This is a genomic window from Thioalkalivibrio sp. ALMg13-2, from assembly GCF_000381185.1.
Taxonomy (GTDB): domain Bacteria; phylum Pseudomonadota; class Gammaproteobacteria; order Ectothiorhodospirales; family Ectothiorhodospiraceae; genus Thioalkalivibrio; species Thioalkalivibrio versutus.
Window position 1 is genome coordinate 90886 of the sequence record NZ_KB906106.1, and the last position, 19594, is coordinate 110479.

General features: G+C 68.0%; 16 protein-coding genes. 8 read left to right on the forward strand and 8 right to left on the reverse strand.

Features of this window, described 5'->3' with window-relative positions:
- Window positions 1–27 precede the first annotated feature (27 nt).
- From F618_RS0106770 to def, 8 genes are all read right to left on the reverse strand, one after another.
- A complete protein-coding gene (locus F618_RS0106770; RefSeq protein ID WP_018168356.1) occupies window positions 28–1482 on the reverse strand; it encodes a TrkH family potassium uptake protein in 1455 nt (484 codons plus the stop codon).
- Between the two features lie 282 nt (window positions 1483–1764).
- Window positions 1765–3144 (reverse strand): Trk system potassium transporter TrkA, encoded by a 1380-nt coding sequence (gene trkA / locus F618_RS0106775; RefSeq protein WP_018144642.1) that lies wholly within the window; start codon window positions 3142–3144, stop codon window positions 1765–1767.
- A 23-nt stretch (window positions 3145–3167) separates the two neighbouring features.
- On the reverse strand, window positions 3168–4547 hold the full coding sequence (locus F618_RS0106780) for a sigma-54 dependent transcriptional regulator (protein WP_018168357.1): 1380 nt from the start codon (window positions 4545–4547) through the stop codon (window positions 3168–3170).
- Window positions 4544–6748 carry an ATP-binding protein gene (locus F618_RS0106785; RefSeq protein WP_018176246.1) on the reverse strand — a complete coding sequence of 735 codons (2205 nt, stop codon included), beginning with the start codon at window positions 6746–6748 and terminating at the stop codon, window positions 4544–4546. Before F618_RS0106785 ends, F618_RS0106780 begins: the two co-directional genes overlap by 4 nt.
- Before the next feature lie 280 nt (window positions 6749–7028).
- The gene (locus F618_RS0106790; RefSeq protein WP_019568134.1) at window positions 7029–7607 is read right to left on the reverse strand and encodes a DUF4390 domain-containing protein; all 579 of its coding nucleotides are present in this window, start codon (window positions 7605–7607) and stop codon (window positions 7029–7031) included.
- On the reverse strand, window positions 7607–8965 hold the full coding sequence (rsmB, locus tag F618_RS0106795) for a 16S rRNA (cytosine(967)-C(5))-methyltransferase RsmB (protein ID WP_019568135.1): 1359 nt from the start codon (window positions 8963–8965) through the stop codon (window positions 7607–7609). Before rsmB ends, F618_RS0106790 begins: the two co-directional genes overlap by 1 nt.
- The gene (gene fmt, locus F618_RS0106800) at window positions 8965–9930 is read right to left on the reverse strand and encodes a methionyl-tRNA formyltransferase (RefSeq protein ID WP_019568136.1); all 966 of its coding nucleotides are present in this window, start codon (window positions 9928–9930) and stop codon (window positions 8965–8967) included. Before fmt ends, rsmB begins: the two co-directional genes overlap by 1 nt.
- On the reverse strand, window positions 9930–10463 hold the full coding sequence (gene def / locus F618_RS0106805) for a peptide deformylase (protein ID WP_019568137.1): 534 nt from the start codon (window positions 10461–10463) through the stop codon (window positions 9930–9932). Before def ends, fmt begins: the two co-directional genes overlap by 1 nt.
- A gap of 142 nt (window positions 10464–10605) precedes the next feature.
- Between def and F618_RS0106810 the strand changes: the two genes are divergently transcribed.
- From F618_RS0106810 to aroE, 8 genes are all read left to right on the forward strand, one after another.
- Window positions 10606–11766 carry a LysM peptidoglycan-binding domain-containing protein gene (locus tag F618_RS0106810; RefSeq protein ID WP_019568138.1) on the forward strand — a complete coding sequence of 387 codons (1161 nt, stop codon included), beginning with the start codon at window positions 10606–10608 and terminating at the stop codon, window positions 11764–11766.
- Between the two features lie 21 nt (window positions 11767–11787).
- Window positions 11788–12927 carry a DNA-processing protein DprA gene (dprA, locus tag F618_RS0106815; protein WP_019568139.1) on the forward strand — a complete coding sequence of 380 codons (1140 nt, stop codon included), beginning with the start codon at window positions 11788–11790 and terminating at the stop codon, window positions 12925–12927.
- A complete protein-coding gene (locus F618_RS0106820; protein WP_018144651.1) occupies window positions 12924–13409 on the forward strand; it encodes a DUF494 family protein in 486 nt (161 codons plus the stop codon). The genes dprA and F618_RS0106820 overlap by 4 nt, the downstream gene beginning before the upstream one ends.
- A gap of 141 nt (window positions 13410–13550) precedes the next feature.
- Complete coding sequence (locus tag F618_RS0106825; RefSeq protein WP_019568140.1) at window positions 13551–16109, forward strand: DNA topoisomerase I; 2559 nt, start codon at window positions 13551–13553, stop codon at window positions 16107–16109.
- Window positions 16096–16701 (forward strand): L-threonylcarbamoyladenylate synthase, encoded by a 606-nt coding sequence (locus tag F618_RS0106830; RefSeq protein WP_019568141.1) that lies wholly within the window; start codon window positions 16096–16098, stop codon window positions 16699–16701. Before F618_RS0106825 ends, F618_RS0106830 begins: the two co-directional genes overlap by 14 nt.
- A 16-nt stretch (window positions 16702–16717) precedes the next feature.
- Window positions 16718–17647 (forward strand): oxygen-dependent coproporphyrinogen oxidase, encoded by a 930-nt coding sequence (hemF, locus tag F618_RS0106835; protein WP_019568142.1) that lies wholly within the window; start codon window positions 16718–16720, stop codon window positions 17645–17647.
- 23 nt (window positions 17648–17670) lie between these two features.
- The gene (gene hemB, locus F618_RS0106840) at window positions 17671–18687 is read left to right on the forward strand and encodes a porphobilinogen synthase (protein ID WP_019568143.1); all 1017 of its coding nucleotides are present in this window, start codon (window positions 17671–17673) and stop codon (window positions 18685–18687) included.
- Window positions 18684–19532, forward strand: a complete 849-nt coding sequence (gene aroE / locus F618_RS0106845) for a shikimate dehydrogenase (protein ID WP_019568144.1) — start codon at window positions 18684–18686, stop codon at window positions 19530–19532. The genes hemB and aroE overlap by 4 nt, the downstream gene beginning before the upstream one ends.
- Window positions 19533–19594 lie beyond the last annotated feature (62 nt).

Consider the following 19594-nt stretch of genomic DNA (forward strand, 5'->3'; position numbering starts at 1 on the left):
CGGCGCGTGCCGATACGTACAGTCAGGCTAACGCCGCCAGAAGGCGGGCGACAGAAGCACCAGCACGGTAAAGATTTCCAGGCGCCCCATCAGCATCGCAACCACCAGGACCCACTTGCTGAAATCGTTGATCGACTGGAAGTTGGGCCCGACCTCGCCCAGACCGGGGCCCAGGTTGTTCAGCGAAGCGGCCACTGCCGAGAACGCGGTCACCTGATCCAGACCGGATGCCATCAGCCCCAGCATCATCACTACGAACACCATCACGTAGGCCGCCAGGAAGCCCCACACCGCCTGCACGACGCGATCCGGGGCCTCCTTCCCGTTGACCTTCACGGCGATCCGCGCGTGCGGGTGGATCAGACGCTTGATCTCGCGCAGCCCCTGCTTCACCAGCAACAGCACGCGCACCACCTTCATGCCACCACCGGTGGAACCGGTACAGCCACCGATGAACGACAGGAGGATCAACAACACAGGCAGGAAACCGGGCCACAGGTAGAAGCTGTCTGTGGCATAGCCCGTCGTGGTCGCAATGGACACGACATGGAAGACCCCGCGGCGCAATGCATCCCCGAACTGATCGGTAAACCCGCTCCAGAGCATGAAACCGACCACCAGGACGATCGCCGAGCCGAGCACCAGGAGGTAGGCGCGTAACTCCTCGTCCCGCCGGTAAGGCTTCCAGGTCGCGCGGTGCAGCACCAGAAAGTGGAGAGCAAAGTTCATCCCGCCCAGAACCATGAACGCGATGGCGACCATCTCGATCGCCACGGAGTCGAAATGACCGATGCTGGCGTCATAGGTCGAAAAGCCACCAATCGCCACGGTGGTGAAGGAGTGCGCGATCGCATCGAAGGCATCCATGCCGGCGGCCCAGTAGGCCAGCGCGCAGGCCACGGTCAGGCCCAGGTAGATGTACCAGAGGTTGCGCGCGGTCTCGGCGATTCGCGGCGTCAGCTTGTTGTCGCGGATCGGCCCCGGAGTCTCGGCCTTGAACAGCTGCATGCCGCCCACGCCCAGCAGCGGCAGGATGGCCACCGCGAGCACGATGATCCCCATGCCGCCCATCCATTGCAGCTGCTGGCGATACCACAGCAGCGCCCGCGGCAGATCATCCAGCCCGGTCAGCACCGTGGCGCCGGTCGTGGTCAGCCCGGACATCGACTCGAAGGCGGCATCGGTGAAGGACACCTGCAGGCTCGGGTCGAGGTACAGCGGTGTCGCCCCGGCGATCCCCAGCCCCAGCCAGAACAGCACCACCAGGATGAAGCCGTCGCGCGCCTGCAGCTCCTGGCGCATGCGGTACAACGGCGCCCACAGCAGCCCGCCCATCAGCAACAGGAGGGCGAAGGCCTGCAGGAACACGTACGCGGTGGACTCCCCGTACAGAAAGCCGATGGCCGCCGGCGGCAGCATCGCCAGACTGAACAGCGTCAGCAGGACACCCAGCAGCCGGGCCGTGGAGGCGAGATGGAGCATCCGCGCGCTCCGCCTAGGGAAACACTGATGAATGTACGCACTCGCGCTCGAGTCGCTTTTGCGTGCGAACAAGGCGCGGTGACTGCCGTGCAGTCATTCTGCACAAGGGAACCGCAACGCCGTGCGCGCGCAAAAGCGGCCGAGCCCCGCGGGGTTGGTAACCCAGGTTCCCCGATCCTGCGTTGCGGCCCTTGCCGGTAGAACCACTACCGGCTGCGCACCGCGCCTTGTCTCGGAAAACCTGGGATACCAACGCGAGTGTGTACATTGATCAGTGTTTCCCTAAAAGAACAGCGCCGTGGGCTGGAACAGGCGCTGCACCTGCTTCACCTTGCGCCGATCGGTCACGAACAGAATCACGTGGTCGCCGGCTTCGATGACCGTGTCGCGATGGGGGATGATGACCTCCTCGCCCCGCACCACCGCTCCGACGCGAGTGCCCTCGGGAAAGTCGATCTCGTCGATCCGGCGGCTGACCACCTGCGACGTCCGGGCATCGCCGTTGACCACGGTCTCGATCGCCTCGGCCGCACCGCGGCGCAGGGCATGCACGGTGGCGGTTCCGCCCTCGCGCACCCGCGCCAGCAGCGCACCGATGGTCGCCTGCTGTGGCGAGATCGCGACATCGATGGTCCCGCTTTGCAGCAGGTCCACGTAGCTCGGCCGATTGATCAGCGACATCACCTTGCGCACGCCCCAGCGCTTGGCCAGCATCCCGGCGAAGATGTTCGCCTGGTCGTCGTTGGTGACCGCGCAGAACACGTCGCTGTGCTCGACGTTGATGGATTCGAGGAAGCGGTCATCCGAGCTGTCCCCGTGCAGCACCAGCACATTGCTGGGTAGCGTCCGCGCCAGATGATCGGCACGTTCGGAATCGCGTTCGATCACCTTGACCCGGTAGCGCTTGCTAAGCGTCTCGGCCAGGCGCTCGCCGATGTTGCCGCCACCGGCCACCATGATCCGCTTGTAGGGCTTTTCCAGCTTGCGCAGCTCCGAGGTCACCGCGCGGATGTTCTTCTTCGCCGCGACGAAGAACACCTCGTCATCGGCCTCGATCACCGTGGAACCATCCGGCTGGATCGAGCGATCCTTGCGGAAGATCGCGGCCACCCGGGTCTGGATGCCCGGCATGTCGTTTTGCAGATTCTTCAGCTCGTGCCCGACCAGCGGGCCACCGTAGTAGGCGCGCACCCCCACCAGCGAAACTCGGCCCTCGGCGAATTCCAGCACCTGGAGCGAACCGGGGTGCTCGATCAGGCGCTGGATGTGGCTGGTCACGATGGCCTCGGGCGAGATCAGCATGTCCACCGGCATCGCGTCCTGGGCAAACAGCGCCGGGGTCTCGTGGTAGTCGCGGGCCCGCACCCGGGCGATCTTGGTCTCGATATTGAACAGCGTGGAGGCCACCTGGCAGGCGACCATGTTGGTCTCGTCCGAGTTGGTGACCGCGATCAGCATGGACGCGTCCTGCGCACCGGCTGCCTCCAGCACCGAGGGGTGCGCGGCAAAGCCGTGCACGGTCTTGATGTCGAAACGATCCTCCAGCTCCGCCAGCATCTCGGCGCGGTAATCGACCACCGTAATGTCGATCCCGTCGGCGCTCAGCGCCTCCGCCAGCGACTGACCGACCTGCCCGGCCCCGAGGATGATGATGTGCTTCATGCGTCTCCCGTCCCGGAGCAGGTTCAGCTATCGGATTTCACGCGCTTGGGGTCGATCCCCAGCGCCTTGAACTTGCGGTACAGGTGCGTGCGCTCCAGCCCCACCCGTTCCGCCAGGCGCGTCATGTTGCCCTCGGAGCGCTCCAGCTGTTGCTGCAGGTATTCGCGCTCGAACTGTTCGCGCGCCTCGCGCAGCGGCAGATCGGGGATGGCGACCGTCCCCTCGCCGCCCTCCTCGGCGCGCTGCGGCTGCCCGCTAAGGGTACGTTCCACCTCGTCGCGGGTGATCTCGTCGCCGGAGCCCAAAATCATCAGCCGCTGCACCAGGTTGCGCAGTTCGCGCACGTTGCCCGGCCAGTGGTACTGCTGCAGCCGTTCCAGGGCCGGACGCTGGAAGGCGCGCGGCGGCAGCCCCTCCTGCTGGTGCAGGTGGCGCATATGACACTCCAGCAGTTCCGGGATGTCTTCGGGGTGCTCGCGCAGGGGCGGGATGGTCAGTGGCAGGACATTCAACCGGTAGTACAGGTCCTCGCGGAAGTGGCCCTGCTTGACCGCCTCGGCCAGGTCGTACTGACTCCCTGCGATCACGCGCACGTTCACGCTGATGGGCTGGTTGCCGCCGATGCGGGTGATGCGCTGGGTATCCAGCGCATGCAGCAACCGCCCCTGGGTCTGCAGATCCATCTCCGCGACCTCGTCCAGGAACAGCACGCCACCCGCCGCCTGCTCCAGCAGCCCATAGCGCACATGTTCTCCCTGCTCGCTGCCGAACAGCTCGGCGATCGCCTCCTCGCCCGAGAGCGACCCCACCGAGACCACGATGAACGGGCTTTCGCGGCGCGCGCTGCGTGCATGCAGCAGCCGCGCGAAGGTCTGCTTGCCAACGCCTGGCTCACCGGTGATCAGCACCCAGGTATCGTGCTGCGCCATGCGCTGCACCTGGTCGCGCAGGTTCACCATGGTGGCGCTGTCGCCCACCGGGTCGGCCACCGTACCGGCGTGGCGCTTCAGGCCCACGTTCTCGCGCTGCAGGCGTGCGGCCTCCAGGGCATTGTTCAGGGTGATCAGCAGCTTGTCGATGGACAACGGCTTCTCGATGAAGTCGTAGGCACCCAGGCGCGTGGCATCCACAGCGGTCTCGACGTTGCCGTGACCGGAAATCATCACCACCGGGCAGGGCAGCCCCTCGTCATCGCCCCACTCCTTGAGCAGGGAGATCCCGTCACCGTCCGGCATCCAGACATCCAGCAGGATCAGGTCCGGGCGGCGACTGCGACGCTGTGCCTTGGCCTCGGCCACGGAGCCGGCGAGTGCTACCTGATAGCCCTCGTCCTCCAGCACATCCTGCAGCAGCATGCGGATGTCCGGCTCGTCGTCGACCACGAGTATGTAGGCTTCGCTCATTCGGGCTCCTCGTGAACCACCGGACCATGCTCCACCGGGATGCGGATGCGGAAGACCGCCCCGCCCGGCCCGGACTCTGCATTATGGCACTCAATCATGCCGCCATGCTCCTCCACGATCTTCTGCGCGACGGCCAGACCGAGACCGGTTCCACGCGGCTTGTCGGTGGTGTAGGGCTCGAAGATACGCTCGAGGAACTCCGGCTTGATGCCCGGGCCGGTGTCGATCACACGCAATTCGATATGCGGCCCGGCCGAGTCGTCGAGATACGCCGTGGCGACATGCACCTCCATGTCCTCGTGGCCCTCGCCCGCCTCCAGGGCGTTCTTGATCAGGTTGTGCAGCAACTGGCGCAGACGCCCGGCGTCGCCATGGATTCGCGGCAGGGATGCATCCAGCGTGACATCGACGCGCGAGCGCCCGTCCTGGTCCAGGTACAACTCGCAGACGTCCCGGATCAGCTGGTTCAGATCCACCGACGCGCGCTCCAGCTGCGGGGCCTGGGCATAGTCGCGGAAGGCGTTGACCAGGGTCTTCATCGCCTCCACCTGCTGCACGATGGTACCGGTGGCGCGATCCAGCACCTCGCGATCCGCCCCCTCCAGCACCTTGCCCAGACGCCGCGACAGGCGCTCGGCGGACAGCTGGATCGGGGTCAGCGGGTTCTTGATCTCGTGCGCCAGGCGGCGCGCAACCTCGCCCCAGGCGGCGTCACGCTGGGCCTTCAGGAACTCGGTCATGTCGTCGAACACGATCGCGTGCAGACCGCGGCTGGACCCCGAGGTCGGCAGCCACACGGCACGGGTCATCAGCACCTTGCGCCCGCTACGGGTAAACACCACCACCTGGCGCGACCATTCTTCTTCCTGGCGCACCAGGGCATCGCTGATCGCCTCGAAAAACTGCGCCACCAGCGGGCACTCGGCGCCCACCTCCGACATCACCCGGGTGCGCGCCCGCTGCAGGTCGCACTCCAGGATCTCGCTGGCCGCGGCGTTCGCGGTACGCAGGCGCAGGCTGCCATCCAGCGCCAGCACGCCGGAGCGCAAGTGTTGCAGCACGCTCTCCAGGTAGGCGCGCTCGGCGTCCAGCAGGCGGCGGTTGCGTTCCGCCTCGTCGCGCGCCTCGTTCAGGGTGCGCGTCATGGTATTGAACGACTGCACCAGGAAACCCAGCTCGTCGGCGCGCTGCACCGCCAGGCGGGTGCTGTAGTCGCCCTGGGCGACCATGCGTGTGCCCTGCACCAGGTCGGAGATCGGGCGCACCATGCGCCGCGCCACCAGCAGCCCGGCCCAGAGCGCGGCCATCAGCGAGATCGCCAGCGCCAGTGACAGGGTGAACACAAAGCCCTGGATCATCGGCCCGCGCAGGTAGGCGAATTCGCGATAGTCGGCGAAGGCGTCCTGCACCCGTAGCGACAACGCGCTCATGCGCGGGTCCACGGGATAGATACCCTGCAGGATACGGTTCTCCGAGCCCGGGCGGCGGCTGCTGGTGGTGGCCACCACGCGGATGATCAGCGAGCCGTCGGGCTGCGGCTCCAGCCGCGAATACGGCTGTTCCGGGCGTACCCGCATCAGAATGTCGGACCCGGGCGGGGTCGGCAGACGACGGATTGGGCTGTCGGTGCTGGAGGCGATGATGCGGTTGTTGGAGCCGACCAGGGTCAGCTCCTGCGCCCCGACCTGGCGGCGATAGTCGTTCAGGGCCAGCGGCACCAGCCCCTCCGAGACCCCCTCGAGATCGCTCATCAGTTCCTGGGTCTCGTTCGCCAGCTGGCGCACCCGCAGATCCAGCGACGAGCGCGACAGCTCCAGCGCATCCTCCAGCGCCGACTCCACGCGCACGTCGAACCAGGAATCCACGCCCTCGTTCAGGAACTTGAAGGAGAAGTAATAGACAACGGACACCGGCAGCACCGCCACCAGCATGAACACCGCAACCAGGCGCAGGGTCAGCCGGCTGCCGGGGACCCCGCGGCGATACTGGATCGCCATGCGCGCGACCTGATAGATGATCAGCCCGCCCAGCGCCACCAGCACGGCGACGTGGAACACCAGCAGCCACAGGAACAGCTGCTCGAAGCGCGCCTGGTTCTGCGCGGCATCGCCCATCACCACCAGCGAGGTCAGCAGCAGCACGAACAGGAGCCCGATGCCGAACAGCCCCCACGGGAAGCCCCTTAGGGAAACGCTGATCAACGTACACCCTCGCGTTGGTAACCCAGGTTTTCCGAAACAAGGCGCGGTCCGCAGCCGGTAGCCATTCTATCGGCAAGGGCCGCAACGCCGGATCGGGGAACCTGGGTTACCAACCCCACGAACCATTGAAAGCAGGGGCTCGGCCGCCCGTTGTGATCAAAAACGGGCCTGCGCACGGCGTTGCGGCACCCTTGTGCAGAATGACTGCACGGCGGTCGCCGCGCCTTGTTCGCACGCAAAAGCGACGAAGCAGCGAGCGCGTACGTTGACCAGCTTTTCCCTAATCCAGCGACCATCGCCGCCACTCCTGTCGTGTCGTCAGATCACCGCGCAACCCGGCATCCAGCTGCAGGGGCAGAGGCAGCGCCGAGTACACCAGCATCAGGCGTGCCGCCAGGTCGAACTCCCCGGGATTCGGGCGCGCCGAAGCGGGAATGCCATCCAGGCGCAGCCGGCCCAGCCGCCGGGCGACCTGGTCCAGGGCATCCCCCAGGGTCGGTTTCAGATCCATGCGCTCGTCGGTCACCGCGGTTACCAGGTAATGCCGGTTCAGCGCAAAGTATTGCAGCTGGACCCGGCGGGTCTCGCTCGCCAGGGTGTCGCGCCCCACCCGGCGACCGCGCTCCAGACGGGTTTCCGCCTCGAACTCCAGGATCACTCCGTTGGCCAGGGCATCTTCAAGCACGGCGGGCAGACGCATGTCGATATCGAGACGCACCAGCACGGTGGTGTCGTCCAGCCACAGGTGATTGGCGCCGCGGATCTCCACCGCCGCGGCCGGCACAGGCAGCGCCAGCAGAGCAAACAGGCAGCACAGCGCCACGAAGGGCCCGCGCCACGGGGAGGCGCCGCTCGGCATCAGGGGGCCTGCTTCTCCAGGAGCGCATAGTAGAAGCCATCACCGCCCTCGAGACCCAGCGGCAGCGACACGCCGACCTCGCGCGGCCGGCCTCCGGGGATCCCCGCATCGCCGTTCACGGGAAGCACCCGCGCATCCGCGGTCGCGGCCACGAACGGGGCCACAACGGCCTCGTTTTCCGGCGACAGCAACGAGCAGGTGGCATACAGCAGCCGCCCGCCCGGGCGCAGCAGCTGCCAGGCGCCGGCCAGCAGGCGGGCCTGCTCCGCCGCCAGGCGCGGGATGTCCTCGGCTCGACGCAGGGTCTTGATATCCGGATGACGCCGGATCACGCCGGTGGCAGAACAAGGCACGTCCAGCAGGATCGCGTCGAAGGCCTGGCCGTCCCACCAGTCGTCGGCGGCCTCCAGGTCGGCGGCGACCAGCCGGGCGTCGAAGCCCAGCCGGTCGAGATTCTCGCGCACCTGCTCCAGGCGTTCCGGGTCGTTGTCCAGCGCGGTGAGGTCCAGTTGGCCACCGGCGCGCTCCAGAAGGTGCCCGGTCTTGCCGCCCGGAGCCGCACAGGCATCCAGCACCCGCTCCCCCGGCTGCGGATCCAGCAGTTGCCCGGCCCATTGCGCCGAGGCGTCCTGGACCGACAGCGCCCCGTCGGCAAACCCCGGCAGCGCCCCGACGTCGACCGGATTTTCCAGGGTCAGCGCGCTGGCGAGCACCGGGTGCGGCCGCGCCGGCGTCCCCGCAGCGGCCAGCGCCTCCAGCGCCGCCTCGCGGCTGCCGCGCTGCAGGTTCACCCGCAGGGTCATCGGCGCCGGCAGCGTCGAGGCCTCCAGCAACGCCTCCCAGTCCTCAGGCCAGGCGTCGCGAATCGCCTCCAGCAGCCACGCCGGAACCGCATAGCGCAGGCCCGGCTCCGCCTCGATCCGGGCGGCCAGTGCATCCTGCTCGCGCAGGGCACGGCGCAGAACCGCGTTGATCAGCCCCACCGCGCCGGGTCGATGGATCTCGCGCGCCAGCTCGGCCGTCTCGCGCACCGCCGCATGATCCCGCGTACCGAAATGCAGCACCTCGGCCAGGCCCTGCGCCAGCAGCACGCCGATCACGGCATCCTTCTTGCGCAGCGGCCGCTCGAGAAACCCGCCGACCAGGCCCTCCAGCTGCGGATACCAGCGCAGGGTGGTGTAGGCCAGGGCCTGCACCCAGGCGGCATCGCGCGGCGCGAGCCCCTCGGTCACCAGCTCCACCGCCCGGGTCAGCGACTGCCCCTGCAGCACCACGCGTTCGACCGCCTCCAGCGCACGCTGACGCGGCGAACGCGAATCCACCCGCGAGGGCACCACACGCTTTTGCTTGCCTGCCATCAGACCGCCCCCGTCAGGGTCTGGCCAACCAGATCGGCATTACGAGCCCAGTCGGCCGCCGCGACCGGGCGACGTCCCGGCAGCTGCACCGTTTGCAGCCGCAGGATGCCGTCGCCCGTGGCCACGTCGACGCCGTCCACTCCAGCATTTCGAATCGTCCCCGGCGCCGCATCGGCCGGTTCGGCAAGAGGGGTCGCGTTAAACACCCGCACCACCTGCCCCTGCCAGCCGGTCTGGGCCACCGGCCAGGGGTTGAAGGCACGTACCTGGCGATCCAGGGCGACGGCCGGTTGCGACCAGTCCATCCAGGCCTCCTGTTTCTCCAGCTTGCGGGCATAGGTGGCCTGCGCATCATCCTGCGGCAAGGGGGCGGACTCGCCAGCGGCGATCGCCGGGAGCTGCTCGACCAGCAGTTCGGCGCCTTCACGGGCGAGGATGTCGTGCAGGCTTCCAGTCGTGGTCTCCGGCGTGATCGGGACACGGCGGCAGGCATGCACCGGGCCGGTATCCAGCCCCGGGGCCATCTGCATCAGGCAGACCCCGGTCTCGGCATCCCCCGCGAGGATGGCACGATGAATCGGCGCCGCGCCGCGCCAGCGCGGCAGCAACGAGGCATGGATATTGAGACCGCCCAACGGCGGGATCGCGAGCACCGCGCGCGGCAGGATCAGCCCGTAGGCCGCCACGATCAGGATATCCGGGCGCCAGGCCGCGAGCGCCGCCTGGGCCTCAGGGGATTTGAGGCTCTCCGGCTGCACCACCGGCAGCCCCGCGGCCTCGGCGACCTGCTTGACCGGGCCGGGGCGCAACTTGCGCCCGCGCCCCGCCGGGCGGTCCGGCTGGGTGTAGACCGCGACCGGCGCATGCCCGCTCTCGATCAGGGCCTGCAGCGCCGGGACTGCAAAATCGGGTGTCCCGGCATAGACGATGCGCAGGGAGTCGACGTCCGTGTCCGCCACCCCCATCAGACCGCGGGGACCGCGGCCTTGTCACCCGCCCCGGTGCGGACGCCCTGCTTCTCCAGCTTCTTGCGAATGCGGCCGCGCTTCAGGCTGGACAGGTAATCGACGAACAGCTTGCCGTCGAGGTGGTCAATCTCGTGCTGGATGCACACCGCGAGCAGCCCGTCGATGTCCAGCTCGAAGGGCTGGCCATCGCGCCCCAGGGCGCGCACGCGGATGCGGTCGGCACGCTGCACCTTTTCGTAGAAACCGGGCACGGACAGGCAACCCTCGTCCATCTCCTCCTCGCCGGAGGTTTCCAGGATCTCGGGGTTGATCAGGGCATGTGGCGCGCTCTGATCATCGGAGATATCCGCCACCAGCACACGCTTTTGCACGTTGATCTGGGTGGCCGCCAGGCCGATGCCCGGGGCCTCGTACATGGTCTCGAACATGTCGTCCACCAGGGTACGGATCTCGTCATCCACCTCGGCGACCGGCTCGGCCTTCAGGCGCAGCCGGGGATCGGGGAAGTGCAGGATTTCACGCTTGGCCATGAAAAAACCTCAAACTTTGTACTGTACAGACGTCGCAATTCTGCTAACGTTGGACCGCAATATCCGCGGAGTTGCGTCATCCGAATGGGGCCGGGCCACAGGAAGGCTCGGGGAGCGCGCGGACCTGACAGGGGACACCAAAATGTACAAGACCAGGGCCACCACGACCTTCGTTCTGCCGGGCATTCTCTTCAGTGTAACGCTGTTGCTGAGCGCCTGCGCGGCCACGCCAGAGAATGGCAGCGCCGAAACGGCCACATCCGGCACCAGCGAAACGCAAGCTGCCGCCCGTGAGTCGCGCAACGCACTGGAACAACGCAGCTCCGCCGAGGCCGAGCCGGAGATCCGCGAATCCGCGCCGGAACGCTACGTCGTCAAGAAGGGCGACACGCTCTGGGATATCTCCGCGATGTTCCTGCAGGACCCCTGGTACTGGCCGGAGATCTGGCTGGTCAACCCCGAGATCGAGAACCCCCACCTGATCTATCCGGGTGACGTGCTGAGCATTCATTACGTGGATGGCCAGCCGCGCATCATGGTCGACGGCGGCCCGCGCGTGCGCCCGACCCATCGCCTGTCGCCCGAGGCCCGGGTGGTGGAGCGCGACGAGGACATCTCCCCCATCTCCACCCTGCAGTCGTTCATGTTCCGGCCGCAGGTGCTGGACGAAGAGACCCTGGAGAACGCGCCCTATGTCCTCGCCTCGCAGGACGAGCGCGTGATCTTCGGCCCCGGTGACCGCGTCTACGTGCGCAACGCCGAAGACACCGAACAGTACGAGCTCTACCACATCGTGCGCCACGACGGCATGCTGATCGACCCGGATACCGGCGAGGAGCTGGGCGTCGCGACCCTGCCGGTGGGCGAGGCGGAGATCATCGAGCCGGGCAACGTCGCCCGCGCCGATATCCGCAAGGGCGAACGCGAGGCGATCCGTGGCGACCGCCTGGTACCGTACGCCGAAGAGCAGGATCGGCTGTTCGACATTGGCCGCGCGCCGGCCGGCGCCGAGGGCACGATCATCTCGCTGTTCGACGCCATCAGCCAGATCGGCCAGCTCCAGGCCGCAATCATCAACCGCGGCGAGCGCGACGGCATCGAGAACGGTCAGGTCTTTGCGGCCTTCACCGCCGGACGCGAGGTCCGCGACCCGATCAGTGATCGCGCCAACGACGTCGTCACCCTGCCGGAAGAAGAAGTCGGCACCGTGATGGTCTTCCAGACCTTCGAGAAGGTCTCCTACGTGCTGGTAACCGAGGCCGAACGCACCCTGCGCGAGGGTGACAAGGTTCGCGCCCCCTGACCGGACTTGCGGCCCGGCTTCATGCGTGATGCCGGAACGGCGGCCGCTCCGCACCAGGACTGGCTACGCCTGATCAACACCCCTGGCCTCGGCCCGCGGCGCATGCTGCAACTGGTCGAGGCCTTCGGCACTCCGGGCCACGCCCTCGGCGCCCCGGCCGCCGAATGGCAGCGTGCGGGCATCGACCTCAAGCTGGACGATGCCGCGCGCCAGGCCCGCGACAAAGGGGCCGAAGCCGACCGGGCCTGGCTCGATGCCGATCCCCGGCATCACCTCCTGTGCCTCGACGACCCCGCCTATCCGCCCCTGCTGGCCGAGCTCCCCGACCCACCGCCGGTGCTGTACCTGAACGGCAACCCGGAACTTCTGCGCGCCCCGCAAGTGGGGATCGTCGGCAGCCGCGAGGCGACCCCGCAGGGCGAGCGCCTGGCCAGCGAATTCGCGCGCGAGCTGGCCACGGCCGGGCTCACGGTCACCAGCGGCCTGGCGCGCGGCATCGACGGCGCGGCCCACGAGGGCGCCCTGGCCGCGCCCGGCGGGCGCACCATCGCGGTGGTCGCCACCGGGCCCGACCGCATCTACCCCGCCCAGCATCGCCGGCTCGCCCATCGCATCGCGGACCATGGCCTGGTCGTTTCACTATGGCCCACTGACACCCGGCCGCTGGCGCGGAACTTCCCGCAGCGAAACCGGGTGATCAGTGGGCTTTCGCTGGCTACGCTGGTCGTGGAGGCGGCCCTGAAGAGCGGGTCGCTGATCACCGCGCGCCTGGCCGCCGAGCAGGGGCGTCAGGTCTATGCGGTCCCCGGCTCGGTGCTCAGCCCGGCCAGCCGCGGCTGCCACCGGCTGATCCGCGACGGCGCCCAGCTGGTGGAGTCGGCCGACGAGATCCTCGACGACCTCGCGGACTGGCTGGGCGTGGCGCCCAACGCCCCGGTTGTCGCGGCCGAATCCGCCAGCGAACCGCTGGACCCGGAGCAGGAACGCGTGCTGAACGCGATGGGTTTCGACCCGGTCCCACTGGAAACCCTGCGCGAACGCACCAAATTGACCATCGAACAGCTTTCATCCATGCTGGTTTTGCTTGAACTCCATGGCCGCGTGGCCGCTCTCGACCACGGGCGTTACCAGCGCCTCGACGCAGGATCCCCCGAATCATGAACGAGAACGTGCTGGATGTGCTCATGTATCTCTTTGAGCACACCATCGACGAGGAATCCGACGAGGAGCCGGACCGCTCGGAACTGGAGCGCCACCTGGTGGAGGCCGGTTTCGCTCGGCGCGAGATCGATCGCGCCCTCGGCTGGCTGGACCGCCTGATGAGCGAGGCCCCGCTGGCAGGCCGCGGCGGGGACGGTGCCGCCCAGCGGATTTACGCCCCCGAGGAGCGCAAGCGCCTGGACACCGAGTCTCACGGCTTCCTGCTGCACCTGGAGCAGAACGGCCTGCTGACCGCGGGCACCCGCGAGCTGGTGCTGGATCGCGTCATGGAGCTGGATGCCGAGGAGATCGACCTCGACCAGCTGCGCTGGGTGGTGTTGATGGTGCTGTTCAACCAGCCCGACGACGCGATCGCCTATTCCCGCCTGGAAGAGGTCATGCGCGACGACTCGGGCCCCAGTGCCGTGGATTATCTGCACTGACTTCACCGTCTTTCGATGGTTACGCGGTAGCCACGGGCGTTTTCCTCATCTAGTCTTTAGCGCCCGTGAACCCGGTTGCATGCTTGCAACCGCCACCGCCCCGACACGGAACCCGCTGCCACGGAGACGGTCCCGAGCCACATGAGCAAGCACCTCGTCATTGTAGAGTCCCCCGCCAAGGGCAAGACCATCGAGAAGTACCTGGGTCCCGACTACCAGGTCCTCGCCTCGTATGGCCACGTACGCGATCTCGTACCCAAGGAGGGCGCGGTGGATCCGGAAGACGGCTTCCGGATGAAGTACGACATCATCGAGCGCAGCGAGAAACAGATCGAGGCGATCGCCAAGGCGCTGAAGAAGTCCGACGACCTGATCCTCGCGACTGACCCCGACCGTGAAGGCGAGGCGATCTCCTGGCACCTCCACGAGGTCCTGCGCGAACGCGGCCTGCTGGAAAACCGCGACGTGCACCGGGTGGTGTTCCACGAGATCACCAAGAAGGCGATCCAGGAAGCGATCGAGCACCCGCGCGACCTGGCCCAGCCGCTGATCGACGCCCAGCAGGCGCGCCGCGCGCTGGACTACCTGGTCGGCTTCAACCTCTCGCCGCTGTTGTGGCGCAAGATTAAGCGCGGCCTGTCCGCCGGGCGCGTGCAGAGCCCGGCCCTGCGCATGATTGCCGAGCGCGAGAACGAGATCGAGGCCTTCGTCGCCCGCGAGTACTGGACGCTCGACGCCCTGACCGAACGCCAGGGCCAGTCGTTCACCGCGCGCCTGACCCACCTGGACGGCAACAAGCTGGACCAGTTCGACCTCAACAGCACCGAACTGGCGCACGACGCCCAGAAACGCCTGACCGACGCCGCCAGCGGCGAGCTCCGGGTCGCCAAGGTCGAGAAGAAGCAGCGCCGCCGCAACCCGGCCGCGCCGTTCACCACCTCGACCCTGCAGCAGGAGGCCTCGCGCAAGCTCGGCTTCACCGCCAGCCGCACCATGCGCACCGCCCAGCAGCTCTACGAGGGAATCGACCTCGGCTCCGGCGCGATCGGCCTGATCACCTACATGCGTACCGACTCTGTGGCCCTGGCCGGCGAGGCGATCGGCGAAATCCGCGGTCTGATCGAGGAGCGCTACGGGGCCAACAATGTCCCCGACAGCCCGCGGCAGTACAAGACCAAGTCCAAGAACGCGCAGGAGGCCCACGAGGCCATCCGCCCGACCTCCGTGCGCCACGTGCCGAACGAGATACGCGACCGCCTGAGCAGCGACCAGGCACGCCTGTACGACCTGATCTGGAAGCGCACCGTCGCCTGCCAGATGATCCACGCGACCTTCGACACCGTCGCTGCTGACCTGGTCCCGGGCGAGACCCAGCACCAGTTCCGCGCCACCGGCTCCACCCTGGTCGATCCCGGCTTCATCGCGGTCTACCAGGAGGGCCGCGACGACACGCAGGACGATGACGAGGACAAGCGCCTGCCGGAAATGGCCGAGGGCGACAGCGTCAAACTGAACGAAGTCACCGCCGACCAGCACTTCACCGAGCCGCCGCCGCGCTACACCGAGGCCAGCCTGGTGAAGACGCTGGAGGAATACGGGATCGGCCGCCCCTCCACCTACGCCAGCATCATCTCCACCCTGCAGTCGCGCGAGTACGTGGAGATGGATGGCAAGCGCTTCATCCCGACCGACACCGGCCGGATCGTGAACAGCTTCCTGACCCAGCACTTCGACCGCTACGTGGACTACGACTTCACCGCGAAGCTGGAAGACGAGCTGGATGCCATCTCGCGCGGCGAGAAGGACTGGGTCCCGGTGCTGGAAGCGTTCTGGGGCGACTTCCGCGACCGGGTGAAGGAAAAAGAAGAGAACGTGACCCGCGCCGAGGCCGTGCAGTCGCGCGAGCTGGGCCCCGACCCGCAAAGCGGGCGCCCGGTCAGCGTACGCCTGGGCCGCTTCGGACCGATCGTGCAGATCGGCACCAAGGACGACGAGGAGAAGCCGCGCTTCGCCGGCCTGCTGCCCGGGCAGAAGATGGACAAGGTCACCCTCGAGGAGGCGCTGGAGCTGTTCAAGCTGCCGCGCGATCTCGGCGAGACCCCCGAGGGCGAACCGGTGATGGTCAACATCGGCCGCTTTGGCCCGTACGTGAAGTACGGCTCCAAGTACGCGTCGCTGGGCCCGGACGACGATGTCTGGACCATCGAGCTGCCACGCGCGCTGGAGGTTGTCGCCGAGAAGAAGAAAAAGGACGCCGAACGCTTCATCAAGAGCTTCGACGCGGAAGGCATCCAGGTCCTGAACGGGCGCTACGGCCCCTACGTGACCGACGGCAACAAGAACGCCAAGATCCCGAAAGAGACCGACCCCAAGTCCCTGACGCTGGAACAGTGCCAGGAACTGATCGCCGCCGCCCCGGAACGCAAGGGCCGCGGACGCAAGGGGGCGGCCAAGTCCACGGGCAAGACCGCTGCCAAGTCCTCTAGCAAGGCCGAGGGCAAGACCGCCAGCAAGACGTCGGCCAAGTCGACATCCGCGAAGAAACCGGCGACCAAGAAGAAGGCCACCGCCAGCAAGACGGGCGCGAAGAAGACCACCGCCAAGAAGACCCCGGCGAAGAAGTCGTCTACTGCGAAGTCCGCCGGCGCTGGCGACAACCGCCTGAGTGCCGAGCCCTCCGGCGATCGTGGATCGGAATAACGCCCCGCTGCTGACCGCCGAGATCGATCCCGTCGCGCACCACGTGCGCGACGGCGGGGTGATTGCCTACCCCACCGAGGCGGTCTTCGGCCTTGGCTGCCGCCCGGACGCGCCGGAGGCGATCCAACGGATCCTGACACTGAAGGGTCGACCGGCAGCCAAGGGGCTGATCGTGGTCAGCGACCGGCTCGACCGCCTTGCCCCCTGGCTGGCCCCGCTGCCCGCCGACCGCCAGGCCGAGATCGACGCCAGCTGGCCCGGCCCCACAACCTGGCTGCTACCCGTAACCCCTGACTGCCCCACCCTGCTGTGTGGCGAACACGACAGCCTGGCCGTGCGCGTAACCGCCCATCCAGCCACACGTGCGCTGTGCGCCGCCGTCGACAGCGCGCTGGTCTCGACCAGCGCGAACCGCGCCGGCGCGGAGCCCTGCCGCACCTGGGATTGCGTTACCTCACAACTCGGGGCGGGCATCGATGCGATCCTGCAGGCAGAATGTGGCGGGCGCGACGCCCCCAGCGCGATCCGCGACGCCCGCACCGGGGCCTGGCTCCGGGGTGGACCGGACCCCGACGCGAACACCGACCACTGAACAACCGGGACGCAGCATGAGCCAGGACAACGTCTCCATCGAGCGCGTAATCGACTACCTGCAGGGCCTGCAGGACCGCATCTGCCAGGGCCTCGAGGGCCTGGACGGCCGGGCCCGCTTCGAGGAGGACGCCTGGGAGCGCCCCGCTGGCGGCGGCGGGCGCACCCGCGTGCTGCACGAGGGCGCGGTGTTCGAGCAGGCCGGGGTGAATTTCTCCCACGTGATGGGCGACAACCTCCCGGCCTCGGCCACCGCCCACCGACCGGAGATGGCCGGGCGCTCGTTCCAGGCCACCGGCGTCTCCCTGGTGATCCACCCGCACAACCCCTTTGTTCCGACCTCGCACGCCAACGTGCGCTTCTTCATCGCCGAGAAGCCCGGCGAGGACCCCATCTGGTGGTTCGGCGGCGGCTTCGACCTGACGCCCTACTACGGCTTCGACGAGGACTGCATCCACTGGCACCGTACCGCCGAGGCCGCCTGCCGCCCGTTCGGCGAGCACCTCTACCCGGCGCACAAGAAGTGGTGCGACGAGTACTTCCACCTCAAGCACCGCGACGAACCGCGCGGCGTGGGCGGGCTGTTCTTCGACGACTTCAGCGAGGGCGGCTTCGAGCATGCCTTCGGCTACATGCAGAGCGTGGGCAACGCCTACCTCGACGCCTACGCCCCGATCGTCGAGCGCCGCCACGCCTCCGACTTCGGCGAGCGCGAGCGCCAGTTCCAGCTCTACCGCCGCGGGCGCTATGTCGAGTTCAACCTGGTGTATGACCGCGGTACCCTGTTCGGCCTGCAGTCGGGCGGGCGCACCGAGTCGATCCTGATGTCGCTGCCGCCGCTGGTGCGCTGGGAGTACAACTACCAGCCGGCGCCCGGCACGCCCGAGGCCGAACTGTACGAACGCTATCTGAAGCCGCGCGACTGGCTCGCCGAGACTGCCGGCTGACTCCAAACACGCAAGGACCTGGCATGACCGCACCGATCGCCCCCTATCCCGCCGGCCGCCCGCGCCGAATGCGCCGCGACGGCTTCTCCCGCCGCCTGATGCGCGAACACCACCTGCGCGCGGACGACCTGATCCTGCCGGTATTCGTCACCGAGGGCGAGGGCGTGCGCGAGGCGGTGCCGTCGATGCCTGGCGTGGAACGCGTCTCCATCGACCAGCTGCTGGAAGAGGCGGCCGCCGCCGTGCGCCTGGGCATCCCGGCACTGGCGCTGTTTCCGGTGGTGCCGGGCGAGAAGAAGAGCCTGGATGCGGCCGAGGCGTGGAACCCCGAGGGCCTCGCCCAGCGCGCGGTGCGCGCACTGAAGGCGGCGCACCCGGATCTCGGCGTGATCACCGACGTCGCCCTGGACCCGTTCACCACCCACGGTCAGGACGGCATCATCGACGAGGACGGCTACGTGGTGAACGACATCACCACCGAGGCCCTGGTGAAACAGGCGCTGTCGCACGCGGCGGCCGGCGCCGATGTGGTGGCCCCCTCCGACATGATGGACGGGCGCATCGGCGCGATCCGCGGCGCGCTGGAGGACGGCGGGCACGTGCACACGCGCATCCTCGCCTACTCCGCGAAATACGCCTCCGCCTTCTACGGCCCGTTCCGCGACGCGGTGGGCTCGGCCGGCAATCTCGGCAAGGGCGGCAAGGAGACCTACCAGATGGACCCGGCCAACGGCGACGAGGCCCTGCACGAGGTCGCGCTGGATCTCGCCGAGGGGGCCGACATGGTGATGGTCAAACCGGGCATGCCGTACCTCGACGTGGTGCGCCGCATCCGCGACGAATTCCGGCGCCCGACCTTCGTCTACCACGTCTCCGGCGAGTACGCGATGCTCAAGGCCGCCGCCGAGCGCGGCTGGCTGGACGAGCGTGCCTGCGTGCTGGAGGCCCTGACCGGCATGAAGCGCGCCGGGGCCGACGGCATCCTCACCTACTATGCGCGCACCGTGGCCGAATGGCTGGCGGAGGACGCGGCGCGATGAGCGAGCCGCGTCCGGATCGCTACGCGGTGGTGGGCAACCCCATTCACCACTCGCTGTCCCCGCGCATCCACACCCTGTTCGCCGAACAGACCGGGCAACACCTCGTGTACGAAGCCCGCCAGGGCACCCCCGGGCAGTTCGCCGAGGAGGTCAACGCCTGGTTCGCCGAGGGGCTCAAGGGCCTCAACGTGACCGTTCCATTCAAGGAAGAGGCCTTCGCCCTGGCCCGGGTGCTGAGCGACCGGGCGCGCCATGCCGGGGCAGTCAACACCCTGTGGCGGGACGGCGACCACCGGATCCACGGCGACAACACCGACGGCGTCGGATTCTGTCGCGATCTCGACCGCCTCGACTTCGACGTGCGCAATCGCCAGGTCCTGATCCTGGGGGCCGGAGGCGCCACCCGCGGCCTGCTGCAGCCGCTGCTGGAAGGCGCACCAGAGGTGCTGATCATCGCCAACCGCACCGTGGCCCGCGCCGAGGGGCTGGTGGATGCCTTCCGGGATATCGCCCCGGCCACCCGGCTCTCCGCCTGCGGCCTGGACGCCCTGCCGCAAGGCCCGTTCGACCTGGTGGTCAACGCCACCGCCACCGGTCTCGGCGACGATGCACTGGCGCTCCCCGAGCACCTCGTCCACGCGGACAGCCTGGCCTATGACCTGGTCTACGGCGCCGGTGCCAAGCGCTTCCTGGACTGGGCCGCCGGTGCGGGCTGTGTACGCGGCAGCGACGGCCTCGGCATGCTGGTGGAACAGGCGGCCGAGGCCTTCTCCATCTGGCGCGGGGTGCACCCCGAGACGGATCCCATTCTGCGTCAACTGCGTCACGAAATCGCTCCCGAATAGCCCACCCACAACCCAGGTTCATGGACGGTTCACGCGCCACAGCGCAAGCTGAACCTATTGCC

What these genes read in the sequence shown, in the direction of transcription:
- hemF (WP_019568142.1), top strand. Translation starts at nt 16,718, where the DNA reads ATGAGCCAGGACAACGTCTCCATCGAGCGCGTAATCGACTACCTGCAG.
- F618_RS0106810 (WP_019568138.1), top strand. Translation starts at nt 10,606, where the DNA reads ATGTACAAGACCAGGGCCACCACGACCTTCGTTCTGCCGGGCATTCTC.
- rsmB (WP_019568135.1), bottom strand. Translation starts at nt 8,965, where the DNA reads ATGGCAGGCAAGCAAAAGCGTGTGGTGCCCTCGCGGGTGGATTCGCGT.
- fmt (WP_019568136.1), bottom strand. Translation starts at nt 9,930, where the DNA reads ATGGGGGTGGCGGACACGGACGTCGACTCCCTGCGCATCGTCTATGCC.
- F618_RS0106780 (WP_018168357.1), bottom strand. Translation starts at nt 4,547, where the DNA reads ATGAGCGAAGCCTACATACTCGTGGTCGACGACGAGCCGGACATCCGC.
- F618_RS0106770 (WP_018168356.1), bottom strand. Translation starts at nt 1,482, where the DNA reads ATGCTCCATCTCGCCTCCACGGCCCGGCTGCTGGGTGTCCTGCTGACG.
- F618_RS0106790 (WP_019568134.1), bottom strand. Translation starts at nt 7,607, where the DNA reads ATGCCGAGCGGCGCCTCCCCGTGGCGCGGGCCCTTCGTGGCGCTGTGC.
- aroE (WP_019568144.1), top strand. Translation starts at nt 18,684, where the DNA reads ATGAGCGAGCCGCGTCCGGATCGCTACGCGGTGGTGGGCAACCCCATT.
- F618_RS0106820 (WP_018144651.1), top strand. Translation starts at nt 12,924, where the DNA reads ATGAACGAGAACGTGCTGGATGTGCTCATGTATCTCTTTGAGCACACC.
- hemB (WP_019568143.1), top strand. Translation starts at nt 17,671, where the DNA reads ATGACCGCACCGATCGCCCCCTATCCCGCCGGCCGCCCGCGCCGAATG.
- trkA (WP_018144642.1), bottom strand. Translation starts at nt 3,144, where the DNA reads ATGAAGCACATCATCATCCTCGGGGCCGGGCAGGTCGGTCAGTCGCTG.
- def (WP_019568137.1), bottom strand. Translation starts at nt 10,463, where the DNA reads ATGGCCAAGCGTGAAATCCTGCACTTCCCCGATCCCCGGCTGCGCCTG.
- dprA (WP_019568139.1), top strand. Translation starts at nt 11,788, where the DNA reads ATGCGTGATGCCGGAACGGCGGCCGCTCCGCACCAGGACTGGCTACGC.
- F618_RS0106825 (WP_019568140.1), top strand. Translation starts at nt 13,551, where the DNA reads ATGAGCAAGCACCTCGTCATTGTAGAGTCCCCCGCCAAGGGCAAGACC.